Origin of the sequence: Sulfitobacter rhodophyticola, assembly GCF_041281685.2 — a bacterium.
In the GTDB taxonomy this organism is placed as follows: Bacteria; Pseudomonadota; Alphaproteobacteria; order Rhodobacterales; family Rhodobacteraceae; genus Sulfitobacter.
The window spans coordinates 63,444-77,873 of sequence record NZ_CP166248.2; the positions used below are offsets into that span (position 1 = coordinate 63,444).

General features: G+C 62.6%; 12 protein-coding genes and 2 pseudogenes. 8 read left to right on the forward strand and 6 right to left on the reverse strand.

What is annotated here, in order from left to right; genetic code table 11:
* Nucleotides 1-170: 170 nt before the first annotated feature.
* Together AB4X18_RS00320 and AB4X18_RS00325 are read right to left on the reverse strand one after the other, a co-directional pair.
* Nucleotides 171-839 carry an NnrU family protein gene (locus AB4X18_RS00320; RefSeq protein WP_370398858.1) on the reverse strand — a complete coding sequence of 223 codons (669 nt, stop codon included), beginning with the start codon at nt 837-839 and terminating at the stop codon, nt 171-173.
* Nucleotides 840-950: 111 nt separating this feature from the next.
* Nucleotides 951-1,868, reverse strand: coding sequence for a LysR family transcriptional regulator (locus AB4X18_RS00325; protein ID WP_370398859.1), 918 nt, complete (start codon nt 1,866-1,868; stop codon nt 951-953).
* A 110-nt stretch (nt 1,869-1,978) separates the two neighbouring features.
* Here AB4X18_RS00325 and AB4X18_RS00330 point away from each other — a divergent pair, with 110 nt between their 5' ends.
* The 5 genes and pseudogenes from AB4X18_RS00330 (at nt 1,979) to AB4X18_RS00350 (ending at nt 7,430) form a co-directional block, all read left to right on the forward strand.
* Nucleotides 1,979-3,028: a D-cysteine desulfhydrase gene (locus tag AB4X18_RS00330; RefSeq protein WP_370398860.1), complete on the forward strand. Its 1,050-nt coding sequence runs from the start codon at nt 1,979-1,981 to the stop codon at nt 3,026-3,028.
* 40 nt (nt 3,029-3,068) lie between these two features.
* Nucleotides 3,069-4,034, forward strand: a complete 966-nt coding sequence (locus tag AB4X18_RS00335) for an ABC transporter substrate-binding protein (RefSeq protein ID WP_370398861.1) — start codon at nt 3,069-3,071, stop codon at nt 4,032-4,034.
* 82 nt (nt 4,035-4,116) lie between these two features.
* Nucleotides 4,117-5,172: a quaternary amine ABC transporter ATP-binding protein gene (locus AB4X18_RS00340; RefSeq protein WP_370398868.1), complete on the forward strand. Its 1,056-nt coding sequence runs from the start codon at nt 4,117-4,119 to the stop codon at nt 5,170-5,172.
* Nucleotides 5,169-6,711, forward strand: a pseudogene (locus tag AB4X18_RS00345) (ABC transporter permease). Before AB4X18_RS00340 ends, AB4X18_RS00345 begins: the two are co-directional and overlap by 4 nt.
* The gene (locus tag AB4X18_RS00350) at nt 6,708-7,430 is read left to right on the forward strand and encodes an alpha/beta fold hydrolase (protein WP_370398862.1); all 723 of its coding nucleotides are present in this window, start codon (nt 6,708-6,710) and stop codon (nt 7,428-7,430) included. Before AB4X18_RS00345 ends, AB4X18_RS00350 begins: the two are co-directional and overlap by 4 nt.
* Nucleotides 7,431-7,436: 6 nt before the next feature.
* Here the strand turns inward: AB4X18_RS00350 and AB4X18_RS00355 are convergent, their stop codons facing one another.
* Complete coding sequence (locus AB4X18_RS00355) at nt 7,437-8,381, reverse strand: M23 family metallopeptidase (protein WP_370398863.1); 945 nt, start codon at nt 8,379-8,381, stop codon at nt 7,437-7,439.
* A gap of 108 nt (nt 8,382-8,489) precedes the next feature.
* On the opposite strand from AB4X18_RS00355, the gene AB4X18_RS00360 reads away from it, so the two are divergent.
* Both AB4X18_RS00360 and AB4X18_RS00365 read left to right on the forward strand, forming a co-directional pair.
* Nucleotides 8,490-9,161, forward strand: coding sequence for a DUF6544 family protein (locus tag AB4X18_RS00360; RefSeq protein ID WP_432816561.1), 672 nt, complete (start codon nt 8,490-8,492; stop codon nt 9,159-9,161).
* On the forward strand, nt 9,151-9,345 hold the full coding sequence (locus AB4X18_RS00365; RefSeq protein WP_432816562.1) for a hypothetical protein: 195 nt from the start codon (nt 9,151-9,153) through the stop codon (nt 9,343-9,345). The genes AB4X18_RS00360 and AB4X18_RS00365 overlap by 11 nt, the downstream gene beginning before the upstream one ends.
* Before the next feature lie 259 nt (nt 9,346-9,604).
* Here the strand turns inward: AB4X18_RS00365 and AB4X18_RS00370 are convergent, their stop codons facing one another.
* A complete protein-coding gene (locus tag AB4X18_RS00370) occupies nt 9,605-10,675 on the reverse strand; it encodes a ParB/RepB/Spo0J family partition protein (RefSeq protein ID WP_370398865.1) in 1,071 nt (356 codons plus the stop codon).
* Nucleotide 10,676: 1 nt separating this feature from the next.
* A complete protein-coding gene (locus tag AB4X18_RS00375; RefSeq protein WP_370398866.1) occupies nt 10,677-11,984 on the reverse strand; it encodes an AAA family ATPase in 1,308 nt (435 codons plus the stop codon).
* A 408-nt stretch (nt 11,985-12,392) separates the two neighbouring features.
* On the opposite strand from AB4X18_RS00375, the gene AB4X18_RS00380 reads away from it, so the two are divergent.
* Nucleotides 12,393-13,208, forward strand: a complete 816-nt coding sequence (locus AB4X18_RS00380; protein ID WP_432816563.1) for a hypothetical protein — start codon at nt 12,393-12,395, stop codon at nt 13,206-13,208.
* Here AB4X18_RS00380 and AB4X18_RS00385 read toward each other — a convergent pair.
* A pseudogene (locus AB4X18_RS00385) lies at nt 13,114-14,345 on the reverse strand (urate hydroxylase PuuD). The gene AB4X18_RS00380 and the pseudogene AB4X18_RS00385 sit on opposite strands and share 95 nt — an antisense overlap.
* Between the last annotated feature and the right edge of the window lie 85 nt (nt 14,346-14,430).

Here is a 14,430-nt window from a genome sequence, read left to right on the forward strand (position 1 = left end):
TCCAGTCTGGATGCTGGACGGCGGCAAAGTCCCGCAAACCCACCATCCAAGCTGAAATCCGGACCACCCCAAAGACACCATATCAAGCCTTTCAGGCCATGCGGCACGCCCTGTCGGCGCCTCGATGAACGCCCCCGGTTCGCCGACATGCCAAGTGCAACCGACCTGTGTCAGAGCGCGGATACACCAATCACGATGGGATGCAGCCACAACAGCGCCACGAAGGCACCGACCCCGGCGACAAGGCGCAGGATCAGACCGGGCCAGGACAGCGGGCGATGGAACCGGGGCGCGTGGGCCACGGCGGCGCGCAGGGCCTCCCATTCCGTCGGCCCCACCTCCCGCCGTTTGCGCCGGTCGATCAGGAACCGCCCGCCGACCGCGAAACCGCCCAGAACGCCGAACAGGATCACATGCGCAAGATCGCCGTTCGGCAACAGGTGCAACCCGGCCCACAGCGCCAGCGCCAGCAATACCGGATGCCGCGCCCAGCGGACGATGCCCGCGCGCCGGGGGTCAAATGTGTCGTTGCGCGCCCCGCCAAAGGAAAACGGGTTTGGCCGCGCGATGGTCAGCGCAAGGATCAGGCAGACAGCCAGCATGCCCAGATGCACCACATGCCGCTGCCATGCCATCTGCGGCCAGACCTCCACGTAAGGCGCCTGCCCCGCGGACCAGATCAGCAGGGCCAGCACCGCCAGCGACAGCGCCGAATACCCCAACGCGAACCCCCTCGCCCCGATCCGGCGGGTGAGGCGCGCCTTGATCGCGGGCCGCACCGGGATCGAATGGGTCAGAAAGAACACCGCAAAGATACCTGCAAAGCCTGCCCAGCTCATCTGTCTGCCTTTCTGCCTGTGCGATGCGTCACCGCACCCGTAGGACGCAGATATGCCGAAAGGACGGACATGTCATTGCGCTGCATCAAGGTTCGCATGGCTGCCGCGCCCTCAGTCCTGCGGCAGCAGCGATACGTTCTGCCGGATCTCCAGAAACGACCAGATCGCACGGGTCACCCTGTTTGATCGCTTCTTGTTCCGGCACAGGCAAATCTCAAGGTTCACGTCCCAATCCGCATCGCCCGTCCGGGTGAGGATGCCGTTTTCGATGTCCGGCGCGACAAGGCTGTGGGGCAACCACGCCACGCCGTCCCCTGCCCGCGCCCGGATCCTCAACGCGCCCGCCATTGAATTTTCGTACACCGTGCGCAACCGGCCTGTGACACCCTTCGCCTTGAAAAGCGGCTCAAGATGCCGACCGATGGGGGCCGTGTCCCCGAACCGCAGATAGGGCATTTCGATCCCCTCCCCGTCGAACCGGAACAGCGGCGCGCCATCCGCCTTGGGCTTGCAGACCGGAACCAGCCTGTCCTGCCCGATCACGAGCGTTTCGTCCCGGTGCGCCGCCCGGTTGCCCGCGTCCTGATAGGCGATGACGAAATCCACGCTGCCGTCCCTCAGATCGCGCATGCACCCCGGCAGATCATCCGCCCGCAGCCGTGACAGGATGGGCCCATAGGCTTCTTCCAGCGCCTGCAACCACGCGGGATAAAACCGCCAGCCAATCGAATGCTGCGCGCCGAAGGTCACCACGTATTTGTCCGGCAGCGATTGCGCTTCAAGGATCTGGCTGCGCTCCTGTTCGATGCGGGCCAGCGCCTGCAACCCGGCCTCCAGCATCTGCGTGCCGGCAGGCGTCAGGCTGACCGGCTGGCGCGATCGATCCACCAGCGTGACGCCGACCCAGGCTTCCAGCGATTTGATCCGGCGGCTGAAGGCGGGCTGGCTGAGGTTGCCCAACGCGGCGGCCTGGGAAAAGTTTCCCGTCTGCCCCAGACGCTCAAGATCACGGTAAAGAGATATGTCCATGGCCGCCATGATAATGCAAAATTTGCATAATGTAATCCAAACATAGCATTGGATCGAAATGTCATTCCCGCCCAAGCTGGACGCACCCTCAGACCTCCAAGGAATTTGCCATGGCTGATGCCCAAACGCTTGCCCGTGACCGGACACATGTTGATTATGATCAGTTCCCCCGCGCGGATCTGTGTCACCGCGCAACGCCCATCGAGGCCATGCCACGGCTCAGCGAACTGCTGGGCGGCCCGACCCTGTTCATCAAGCGCGACGATTGCACCGGGCTGGCGACGGGGGGCAACAAGACCCGCAAGCTGGAATTCCTGGTGGGCGAGGCGATGCAGGCCAAGGCCGACATGCTGGTCACGCAAGGGGCGGTGCAATCCAACCACGTGCGCCAGACGGCGGCGGCGGCCTGCAAGGCGGGCATGAAATGCCACGTGCTGTTGGAACGCCGGGTGCCGGATCGCGATGCCGCTTACGAGGAAACCGGGAACGTCTTTCTGGACACCCTGTTCGGGGCCACCCATGAATTCCGTCCTGCCGGACTGGACATGAACGCCGAAGCGCAGACCGTCACCGAACAACTGCGCGCCGATGGCAACCGCCCCTTCTTCATTCCCGGCGGCGGGTCCAACGCGACAGGCGCGCTGGGATATGCCCTGTGCGCCCAGGAAATCGCGGAACACAGCCAGCAGACAGGTCAGCGCTTTGACTGGCTGGTCATGGCCACGGGCAGCACCGGCACGCAGGCCGGGCTTGTCGCCGGTTTCGAAGCCATCGGTCACGACCTGCCGGTGATGGGCGTCAGCGTCCGCCAACCGCGCGAACGGCAGATGAACGCGGTCCATGCCCTGACCCAGAAAACCCTTGAAAAGCTTGGCGCGCCGGGTGTCCCGCTCAGCCGTATCCTTGTTGATGATGGTTATGTCGGCGAAGGGTACGGCCTGCCCAACGATGGCACGCTCGAAGCCATCGCGCTGACCGCGCGGCGCGAAGGCATCCTGCTCGACCCGGTCTATTCCGCCAAGGGCATGGCCGGGTTGATCGGCATGATCCGTCAGGGCTTTTTCAAACCGACCGACAATGTGCTGTTCCTGCACACCGGCGGCTCCACCGCACTATTTGCCTATCAAAATCAGATACTTGCTTCCCTCAACCCACAATAATAACGCGAAAAATATGCGCATCCCAACAAAGGAGAGACCCATGAAAACCAAACTGAAATCACTTGGCCTTGCCGCCGCCGTCAGCGTCCTTGCCCTGCCCGCTTTCGCGGCCGAAGAGGTCAAGATCGGCGTGCCGTCCTGGACCGGTGCACAGGCCATCGCCTATGTGCTGGGTGAAATCGTCACCTCCCGCATCGGCGGGCAGGTCGAATATGTCCCCGGCAACAACGCCACGATCTTTCAGGCGATGGATCAGGGCAAGGGCGACATCGACGTGCACCCCGATGTGTGGCTGCCCAATCAGGAAAGCTTTACCAAGAAGTACGTCGATGAAGCGGGCACCGTCACCCTGTCCTCCAACCCTTACGAGGGCAATCAGGGCTTCTGCGTGACCAAGGACTTCGGCGAAGCCAACAGCATCACCGACATTGCCGATCTGGGCCGCCCGGATGTGGCCGCGCTGATGGACAGTGACGGCAACGGCAAAGGCGAGATGTGGATCGGCGCACCCGGCTGGGCCTCCGCCAACGTGAACGAGGTTAAGACGCGCGATTATGGCCTGCTGGACTTCATCGAACCTATCCGCGCCGAGGAAAGCGTCAAGACCGCGCGCATCAAGGACAGCATCGCCAAGGGCGAAGGCTATGCCTTCTATTGCTACAAGCCCCACGCGGTCTGGTTCATGTTCGATGTGCAGATGCTCAGCGAACCAACCTTTGATGAGGCGAAATACGTCATGGTGCAGCCGTCCGACGATGCCGACTGGTATGAAAAATCCTCCGTTGCGACCAAGGACGCGCTCAAGCAGGTGCAGATCGCATGGTCCAACTCCCTGCCCGACCGCGCCCCCGCCATTGCGGAGTTCTTTTCCAACTTCGCGCTGACCGCCGATGACGTCAGCAGCCTTGCGTTCGAGATCAGCGCAAACGGCAAGGAGCCTGCGGAGGTGGCAAAAGCATGGGTCGACGCCAACTCCGACCGCGTTGACGCGATGCTCGGTCTCTAAGACACTGGCACCACTTGTAAAAACAGGCAGCACTGGCATCCTGCTGGTGCTGCCGACCTGATCTCGGACCTGGGGGGCCATGATGCACGCAGAGACCGTCATCGAAATCTCGAACATCTGGAAGATCTTCGGCGCCCGCCCCGAACAGGCGCTGCAGGCCATCCGCGACCGGGGTCTGACCAAATCCGAGGTGCTTGAGGAATTCAACGCCGTGGTAGGTGTGGCCGATGTCAGCCTGTCGGTAAACCGCGGGGAGATCTTTTGCGTCATGGGCCTGTCGGGCAGTGGCAAATCCACCCTTGTGCGCCACTTCAACCGCCTGCTGGAACCCACCGCAGGCCGGATCGAGATTGAAGGCACGGACGTCATGGCGCTGGGGCCCAAACCCTTGCAGGACTTCCGCAATCGCAAGATCGGCATGGTGTTCCAGAACTTCGCGCTGATGCCGCATCGGTCGGTGCTGGACAATGTCGCCATGCCGCTGGAAATCCGGCAGGTGTCCAAGAACGAACGCATGCGACAGGCCGCCGCGATCCTCGATATCGTGGAGCTGGGCGCATGGGGCGCCAAATTCGCGCATGAACTGTCGGGCGGCATGCAACAGCGCGTCGGGCTGGCCCGCGCCCTGGCCGCCAACCCCGATGTGCTGCTGATGGATGAACCCTTTTCCGCGCTCGATCCGCTGATCCGGCGGCAGTTGCAGGATGAATTCATCCGCCTGTCCAAAATCCTCAAGAAAACCACCGTCTTCATCACCCACGATCTGGACGAGGCCGTGCGCATCGGGGACCGTATCGCGATCATGCGGGACGGCAAGATCGTGCAGATCGGCACCGCCGAAGACATCGTGATGCACCCCGCCGATGACTACGTTGCGGACTTCGTCGCGGGGATCTCAAGGCTGAAGGTCGTGCGCGCCCACGCGGTGATGCAACCGCTTGACGCACATGTCGCCGCCCATGGCCCCCTGCCCGCCGACATGGCCCACGTCGACGAAGGCGAAACCCTGTCCAACCTCATCAACATGGCCATCGATCAGGACGGCGCGATCCTTGTGCGCGACAAGGGCACCGATATCGGCGTCATCACCCGCGCCGATCTGCTGCGCACCGTGATCGAAGGAACGGAAGTGTCATGAACAAGCAAAACCTCAACCCGCTGGACGACACCGAAAGCGCCGCCGCGCTCGCCTATGCAGAGGAGCGGCGCGCGAACATCCGCACCTTCGTGCGCACCAATCCCGATTATTACATCCGCAACTTCGACAAGATCGGCGCATCTTCCCGCTTTACCGCCACCTTCAACGCGATGGCGGGGCTGTTCGGTCCGGTCTGGTTCGGCGCGCGCGGGCTGTGGTCCTGGGCCCTGCCCTTTCTCATCCTCGAAGCGCTGGCCTTCGTGCAAATCGCGCGCGGCCTGTTCGGTGACCTTGCCGCCGACGCCATGGCGCGCATCGCCTCCATCGAAGGCACACTGGACCTGCGCCGCCAGCAGCTTGCAACCGCGATTGAAACCAACTCCGACAAGATCGACGTCTACCGCCGCACGGTCGATCTCGCTCGAAGCCAACATCGGCGGTATCCGTGCGGAAGCCGAAGCGCTGGCGGCCGAAGGGCCGACCATCGCGCTGACCGGGTTGCTGATCCTGCTGCTGGCCAAGGCCGCGCAATCCGTCGTGGCCAACTGGGCGCTTGAGGCGCGGTTTTCCGAATGGTTGTCGGACCGCTCCATCCGCTCCGGCATGCCGGTGCCGCACATCGTCTTCAGCGCGCTTTTCATGGGTCTGATGGTGGTCGCCGCGATGCTGCATTACAGCTTTCCCGACCGCTACACCCTGCTCAGCGACTTTCCCACTGATCCGGGCATCCGCCTGACCAGCATCGACGGGGTGGAGACGTTCTTCAACTGGGCGGTGCTGAACGGCGAGGTGCTGTTCGATGCGATCACCTATGGCATCCGGCTGGTGCTGGACGCGCTGGAACTGGTGTTCGTCAGCACGCCCTGGATCGTGGTGGCATCGCTGATCGTGCTGCTGACTTGGCTGACGGCGGGCATCCGCATGGCAATCTGGTCGGGCGCGTTCCTGGCCTACATGGGGCTTCTGGGGTTCTGGGAAAAGGCGATGACCACGCTGGCGCTCTTGGGCACGGCGGCCTGCCTGTCGATCCTGATCGGCATCCCGCTGGGCATGTTTGCGGCGCGCCGCCCGCGGTTCTATTCCGCCATCCAGCCGATCATGGATTTCATGCAGACCATGCCGGCCTTCGTGTTCATGATCCCGGTCATCGCGTTCTTCGGCACCGGCAAACCCGCCGCCGTGGTCACCACGATGATTTTCGGCGGCACCCCCGTGGTGCGCCTGACCGTGCTGGGTCTGCGCGGCGTGCCCGAGTCGGTGCGCGAAGCCGCCATCAGCTTTGGCGCGAACAAGTGGTACCTGCTGACCAAGGTGGACCTGCCGCTGGCCAGCCCGTCGATCCGCGCAGGCATCAACCAGACGATCATGCTGTCGCTGGCGATGGTGGTCGTGGCATCGCTGATCGGGGCCAAGGGGCTGGGCGAAGACGTGCTGGAAGCGCTGCAATACGCCAATGTCGGACAGGGGATCCTTGCGGGCTTCTCCATCCTGTTCTGCGCGATGATTCTTGACCGGATCGTGCAGGGCGGGCGGCGGTGACACCGCTTGTTCTGGTCCATGGGTTCATGGGCGGCAGCGATCAATGGGCGTTGCAGAAACCGCTGGCGGCCGACCAGCCCCTGATCCGGCCCGACCTGCCCGGATTTGGCCGCAACGCCGCCCTGCCCCCGCTGGACAGCATCGCGGGGTACGCCCGCTGGGTTCTGGACCAATTGGATCAACAGGGGATCACCCGGTTCGACCTGCTGGGCCATTCCATGGGCGGGATGATCGTGCAGGAGATGGTGCGCCAAGCGCCCGACCGCATTGCAAGGCTGATCCTTTACGGCACGGGCGCCGTGGGCGAATTGCCCGGACGGTTTGAGCCCATCGAGACCTCCAGGCACCGCGCACAGGCGGACGGGCCGGACGCCACCGCGCGCCGCATCGCCGCCACATGGTTTCTGGATCGGGAGGCGGCGGCGGAATATCCCGCCTGTGCCACCCTCGCCGCGCAAAGCAGCCTTGCGGCAATCCTGACGGGTCTGACGGCAATGCAGGGCTGGTCCGGGGAGGCACATCTTGCCGACATCACCGCCCCCACGCTGGTTCTGTGGGGCGATGGTGACCGCACCTATCCTTGGGCGCAGGTCCAAACCCTCTGGCAGACCATCCCGCATTCAAATCTGGCCGTGATCCCCGGCTGCGCCCATGCCGTCCACCTCGAAAAACCGTCCCTGTTCAACGCGACAGTCTCTGATTTCCTGCTCAAAGGATAGCCATGCTCAAGGCACGACGAACCGCATGTTCCGGACAAGAAACGCGCCATCCACGGTAAACCAAAGCGGCTTGCCAGACAGGGGCGCGCCCGCGTTGACAAGGGTCTGTACGTGCAGGTGCAAATGCGGCTCCCCCGAATTGCCTGAGTTACCCACCTGCCCGATCACCTGCCCCGCCGTGACGCTGTCCCCTTCTTCGACACGCAAACTGCCCGGCGCGAAATGCGCCAGCAGCACCGCCAGACCCTGACACTCCAAAAGCACGCTGTTGCCGGTCATCACCGCGCGGTTCATCTGCGGCACCGGGTTGTCCGCCACGCCGTCCACCGCCTCAACAACGCGCCCGGCGCAGGGGGCCAGAACATCCGCGCCATAGATCCGATAGACGCGCGGATCGGCGGGCGATATGCCGGGGGCCCGGACCCCAAGCGCATTGATCCCGATGATATCAACCGCACGGCTCTGCCCCCGGAACGCCGCCGCGCTGGGTCTGTTGAGCGTTTCGAAATGCGCATTGATCGCGGGCGTGGCCCCTCCGCTCAGCACCAGATACCGTCCCGGTCCCAGCGGCATGGACAGATCAATCGCCACCTTGGGTGCCGTGCGCCCCTGCAGCGCCGGCACCAGCATATACGCGAAAACCATCGCCAGCAGCACCGCCAGCCCCGCTTCCAGGGTTTGCCAAGACAATTGCACCGGACCCCGCGCCATCAGGCGGCGGTATTGCCGTCCCGCGATCCACAGATGCAGCAGCGCCAGCAACAGCGGCGTCCACCACGGTGGAAACAGCCAGATCCCCGCAACCAGCGCATACGCCAGCCCCAGCAGGATCGCCACCGTCCGCAACAGCCAGCCCGCGCGTGACCCCATCGGTATCACACCGTTCAGCAGGATCAGCGCCAGCGGCACCGCCACCTGAAACAGCGCGAGCTGCATGATCAGATCATTCATTGTGTCCTCCTGCCAGACCGCCACACCCTTCGCACAGATATGAAATCCTACTATGATGGCCGTGGGGTGTTAAGAAGCAGCGCCAGAGGATCAGGGGATGCCGAAGGGATGAAAATCCTGTTGCTTTCATTGGGTATTGTCGCGGCGGCACTTCTGGTCCTTGTCGTGCTGCGTCTTTTGGACGCGCGCGCGGACCGCATCCTTGCCCGCAGCCTGATCGCCGATACTACCGCGACCCCGCCCCGCTTCGAACCCGCGATGCTGGACGGCCTGCCCGACCCCGCCGCGCGCTTCTTTCGCTTCGTGATGGAAGACGGCGCGCCCCTGCACACCGTGGCACGGATCACGATGCAGGGGCAGCTGAACCTTGGCCTCGCTGAAAAGGCTACCTTTCAGGCGATGCAGGCCCGCCAGACCCTTGCCCCGCCCCATGGCTTTGTCTGGCAGGTCCGGCTTGGCGGGCTGTCGAAGGTCACGGGCACCGACGCCTACCGCCCCGACACAAGCTGGAGCCGCTTTCGCCTGCTCGATCTGATCCCGGTCGGGCGGGTGTCAGACAATCCCGATCACCTGCGATCTGCCTTTGGGCGCATGGTTGGCGAAGGTCTGTTCTGGACGCCCGCCGCCTTTCTGCCCGCAACCCGCGCAGGGTGGGATCAAATCGCTTGGCACCCCGTCGACGCGCAAACCGCTGCTGTCGTGGTGCGCCATAACGGGCTGGAACAACGCGCGGAGGTGACGGTCGATGCAGGCGGCTTAGCCCCTGCGCGTGGTCTTTGACCGCTGGAGCAATGCGAACGCCGACCGCCTCTATCGGCTGCAACCTTTCGGCGGTGATCTTGGCGCGTTTGAGGTGTTTGACGGGTTCCGCCTGCCGACACGGGTGGTTGGCGGCAATCACTACGGCACGCCGCTTTATCATCCGTTCTACAAGGCAGAGGTCACGCACATCACATTCCGCTGACCCTTTGGATTCAGCGAGGGCGAGCGATGAAAACCGTCCAGACATCGCGCCGTGACGCCGTTTTTCTTAGGCATAGAAGCAGCCGGTTGGCAGGTTGATTTGGAAAATCATCAATAAAATCAATATTATATAGGGAATTCAGACCCCCGAAGGGTCTTGGTGTCAGCGGTTACCCATGGGTAACCACCCCCTGCCCAACCGGTTACCCATGGGTAACCACCCTTCCCCCAGCGGTTACCCATGGGTAACCGCAACGGCCCTACAAACCGGTTACCCGTGGGTAACCGTCATCCGACAGCACCTGCTCGAAAGCCTTGATCGCCCGCTCCAACTGCGCCTTTGGCAGCGACGCATAATCCACCTCCGAGACGATCCGGCATTCGCCCTGTCGTGCGGTGACCTTGGTTTCGCCCAGATGAAATTCGAACTTCTGCCGGGGTGGCCTGACAGCCGTCACCGGCCCGCCCCCCTGCCCCAATGAGAACGACCGCAGCACTTCATTCTGTGCATCGGCGGTCGACGCGGCCCGCAGCCGCAGTCGCAAATTCTCCAGGTCGGCGCCTTCGGCCTTCAGGCTGCGCGCCACTTCGACCCCGATATTGCGCGGCACCGCCTTGGGCCATCGCAGGTCATCCCCCACCACGTGAAGCAGGGTGACAAAGTTCCGGATGTAGGATTTCTTGGTCTTGTGCAGCGCCCCATAAAGCGTGCCCACCAAGACATGTGGATCACGTTCATCCACCGCGATGTCTTCTGCCGCCGTAAGCGCCACCTGCGCCATCTCCGCAAAGGTCAGATCCTCGCGGACGACGTTTTCCTCGACCATGTCGATATACCGCGCAAGCCGCCCCTGCCCGTCCGGGGCAATGCGCGCGATGATCGTCGCAAAACTGTCGTCCAGCGTCTCTGCATAAAGCTGTGACAGCGCGGTGAACCGCCGCCAGCCTTTCTTGATCTGAAAGCGCCCATCATGGCCGCGATAAAGCTCCACCGGTTCCTTCTGCCCCCGCGCCCGGATCGACGCCTTGAGCTCTTCCATCTCATCCGCCACGGCCACGGCATCCAGATCAAGCCTGTCCCGCGGGAGGTCGTCCGCGTGGATGTCTTCCAGCGGCACGCGGGTCAGGATCAGCCCGTCGGCCTCCGCCGCGCGAAAGGTCTTGGCGTCTTCCGCGTTCTGGCGGCGTTGTTCGACCTTGGCGTCGGTGCTTTGGCTGAGGTTCTCCGCCGTGTCGCGGATCGCAGCCCCCATCGGGCCGACACTGCGGGCGCGCGGCGTGGGCGCGGCGGGTTCAACGGGTTCGAAACCGAACTTGTTCTTCTTGCTCATCTCACTGGTCCTTCTGGCCATCGGCATTGGCGCGCCACGAGGTCAGCAGGGTCTGCTTGAACTCGTCATAGGCGCGGTCGAAACTTTGCCGGGCGCGTTTCCATGTCTCACGGGTCATCTGGCGATAGTCCTGTTCATAGACGCTCATCTGAAAGCGGCCCGATTGTTCCACCGCGCGGGTCATCTCGATTGGGTGGGCGCATACATCTGCCCCGAAAACGTTACGAAATGCATCCATCATCGCACTGTGCAGGGGGTTTGTGCCTTCGAACCGGGTCATCAACAGCCGCACGTCATGGAACCGTTTGGGCAGGGAAATGCCCGCATCCCCGGCCAGTGCGGCGAAGCCTTCGGAGATGTCTTCCATCGCGTCGCCCAATTGACCCAGATAGGAGGTCGTTGAATCGTATTCCCAATAGCCGGGGCCGGAGGGCACATAGAGGATATCCGCCGCAAAGGCCGCGTTCAGAGACTGGTATCCGATGGCGGGCGGGCAATCGAAAATGATCAGGTCGTATTGGTCGTCGGGCAGTTCATCCAGGTACCGCGCCACGCAGCCGAAAAAGGTCCAGGCCTTGTGCAACCCGCGATATTGCGCGCTGGCGAATTCCACAAAAGCCGCGTTGGCGCAGCTTGGGATGATGTCGATGGTGGGCCAGCAGGTCGGCTGGATGAAGTCCTGCACCCGTTGCGCGCCGATGCTTTGCACATCGTCCGGCAGTTCGTCCGCAGCCGGGTAGGGACAATCGTCAGGATCGTCATAGGTGCCCATGATCCGGTCCGCCTCGCGGCACAGATCGCGGCACATGATGCCCCAGACGGTGTTCCATTCCTTTACCTCGTTCAGGCCCATGGAATGGGTCAGCGTGGCCTGCGGATCGAAATCCACGCACAGCACCCGGTAGCCATCAAGGGCTGCGGCGTTCGCCAGATGTTGCGCCACCACCGTCTTGCCCACGCCCCCCTTGAAGTTGCTGACCGCCACCCGCATCGCGCGTCCTTTGGGGCGTTCGGGCGCCAGTTTCTTGCCGCGCAGCCTGACCCGGCGGCGCAGTTCATTGATCTCCGCCAGGGTGAACCAGCGCTGTCGGCCGTCTTCCTCCGTTTCGCCCTGGGGCAGGGAGGGATCATCGGCCAGCTTGCGCCGCAGCGTGTCGGCGGGGACGTCGAACATGAACTGGCTGATCTCCCAGATGGAGAAGGGGCGCAGCGTCTTCACCTCACCGGGGGAGAATGTCGCGCGGCGCACGGCGGCCTGTTGGGTCAGCGACCGCTCGTTCATGGATTGCAGGTCTGAATGGTCTCGCATCTGCTCGCTCTTGTTTTTGTGCCTCGTTTCCTGAATAACGGGATTTGCGCATTTGGGCAAATTGCAAGTTTGCGGAATCCCGTTTTTGCAACGATTCGGAAGAAGCACAGGAAATTGGATGAAGCCCGGACAATATCTGGGGGTCGGGGTGCCCGTTAGGTCCAGAAAAGGGTGACAGCAGATACTAAATATGGTGACAGCAGTCGTGTCACCCTTCACCATATGACCTAAGAATTATTGGATTTCAGGGTGATCTGCCAATTTTCCCGTTCTTCACAACCCGTTGACAAAATACGGGAAGTCATCTCAGATATCACCATCAACAGAATCGTCTCCGATGCAGGGACGGTCGATGGATTGAGGTTCGAGGCACAGACTGCGACAGCAGTGATAACAGGCGGTATTTCTTTGGAACAGGTCAAACGCGTTGGACCACGGGCAGGCGCGCTCAAGTACGATTTGCTGACGGCGCTGACCGTCACGGGATTGCATGGTACGCCGACGGAGCAGACCAGCCTGATGCGGCTCTGTGCACTGATCACGGCGCGCTACAACTGGCGGATTGAGGAAGTCAGCGTGGGACATGCGGAACTGGCGCGCCTTTGGGCGGTGAACGACCGTACCGTCAAGCGAGAGATGAAGCGGCTGATGCAGATGGGGGTGCTGACCTGCATCCGTCCCGGCGTGCGGGGCAGGGTGGGGGCGTACCGGCTGAACTATCGCCGCATCTATGAAATGTCGCGGCCCCACTGGATCATGGTCGGCCCGGATTTCGAGGACCGGATGATCGAGGTGTCGGGCGAACGGACCGTGGTGCGGGTGGATTTCCAGCAGCCCAAGCCTGCCGTGCCGCATCTGGTGTCTGATACCGGGCAGGGGACCTGGGGCGCGGTGCGCCGCATGGTTGCAATCGGAACACCCCGCCCTGTTCGAAAGCTGGTTTGCCAAACTGGTGCAGGCCGATCTGGGACCGGATACGCTGACGCTGCGCGCGCCAAACGGCTTCGTTTCGCGGTATATAGAGACGCATTTTGCGCAGATGCTGGCCAACGCAGTCGCAGCAGAGATGCCGACACCCGATGGCAGGCCGCGCCGGATCACGCTGACGACCGGGTCTTAGCGGATGCGGTTATTCCGCGCGCGCGGCACGGACCCAGGCGACGATGGTGGCACGGGCTTCATCATCCATCGCAAGCGCGTTGGGCGGCGGCATGGCGTTGCTGACGCCTGCATGCAGATAGATCTGGTCAGCGGCGCGGGCCACGTCCGAAACAGTCTCTAACACGACACCTTTGGGCGGCCAGCGCACCCCGTCCCACACAGGTTCGCGGGCATGGCACATGGAACAATTGCCCAATACGGTGTCATAGGCCTCTTCAAACCCCGGCGCGCTGGCGTAGTGTTGTTCATAGGGCGTCAGCGCGCGTGCCTCGGCTTCTTCATAGCTTTCGATCCCCGAAGCGGTGGACAGCCAGGCAATGATGATCATCAGGATCACGGTCACGGCCCAGGTCCAATGCGGCCCGCTGCCGGTGGCGTGCATGGTGTTGAAGTAGTGCCGGATCGTGACGCCGGTCAGAAAGATCAGGCTGGCGATGATCCAGCTGTATTCGGTACCGAACGACAGCGGGTAATGGTTCGACAGCATGAGGAACACCACCGGCAGCGTCAGGTAATTGTTGTGGGTGGACCGCAGCTTGGCGATCTTGCCGTACTTGGCATCCGGCGTGCGCCCGGCCTTGAGGTCGTTCACGACGATGCGCTGGTTCGGCATGATCTGGAAGAACACATTGGCGGTCATGATCGTGGCGGTGAAGGCCCCCAGATGCAGCAGCGCGGCACGGCCCGTGAAAATCTGATCATACCCCCATGCCATGACGACCAGCAGCACAAAAAGCAGCAACATCAACAAGGTAGCATGTTCGCCCAGCTTTGATTTGCACATGAAATCATAGGCGATCCACCCGATCGTGAGCGAAGCGGCGGAGATCACGATCCCCTGCCAAAGGCTCAGGTCCGCCTTGGTCGGGTCAAGCAGGAACAGCTCCCCCCGACCCAATAGACAATCATCAAAAGCGCCACACCCGACAGCCAGGTCGTGTAGCTTTGCCATTTGTGCCAGGTCAGATGTTCGGGCAGGCGGGCAGGGGCCACCATGTATTTGGTGGTGTGATAGAACCCGCCGCCGTGCACTTCCCATTCCTCTCCCGCGGCACCTTCGGGCAGGTCGGGCGCTTCGCGCAGCATCAGATCAAGTGCTATGAAATAGAAAGACGCGCCGATCCATGCCATCGCCGTGATGACGTGCAGCCAGCGGACGGAAAAGCCGATCCAGTCCCAGACGATAGCCAGTTCGAACATTGCACGCTCCCGTAAGTGGTGGTTTTCACAGCCTAGGCGGTGACGCATTGTTTTGCTATTGTAGCAAAACTTCAAGCAGCATCAA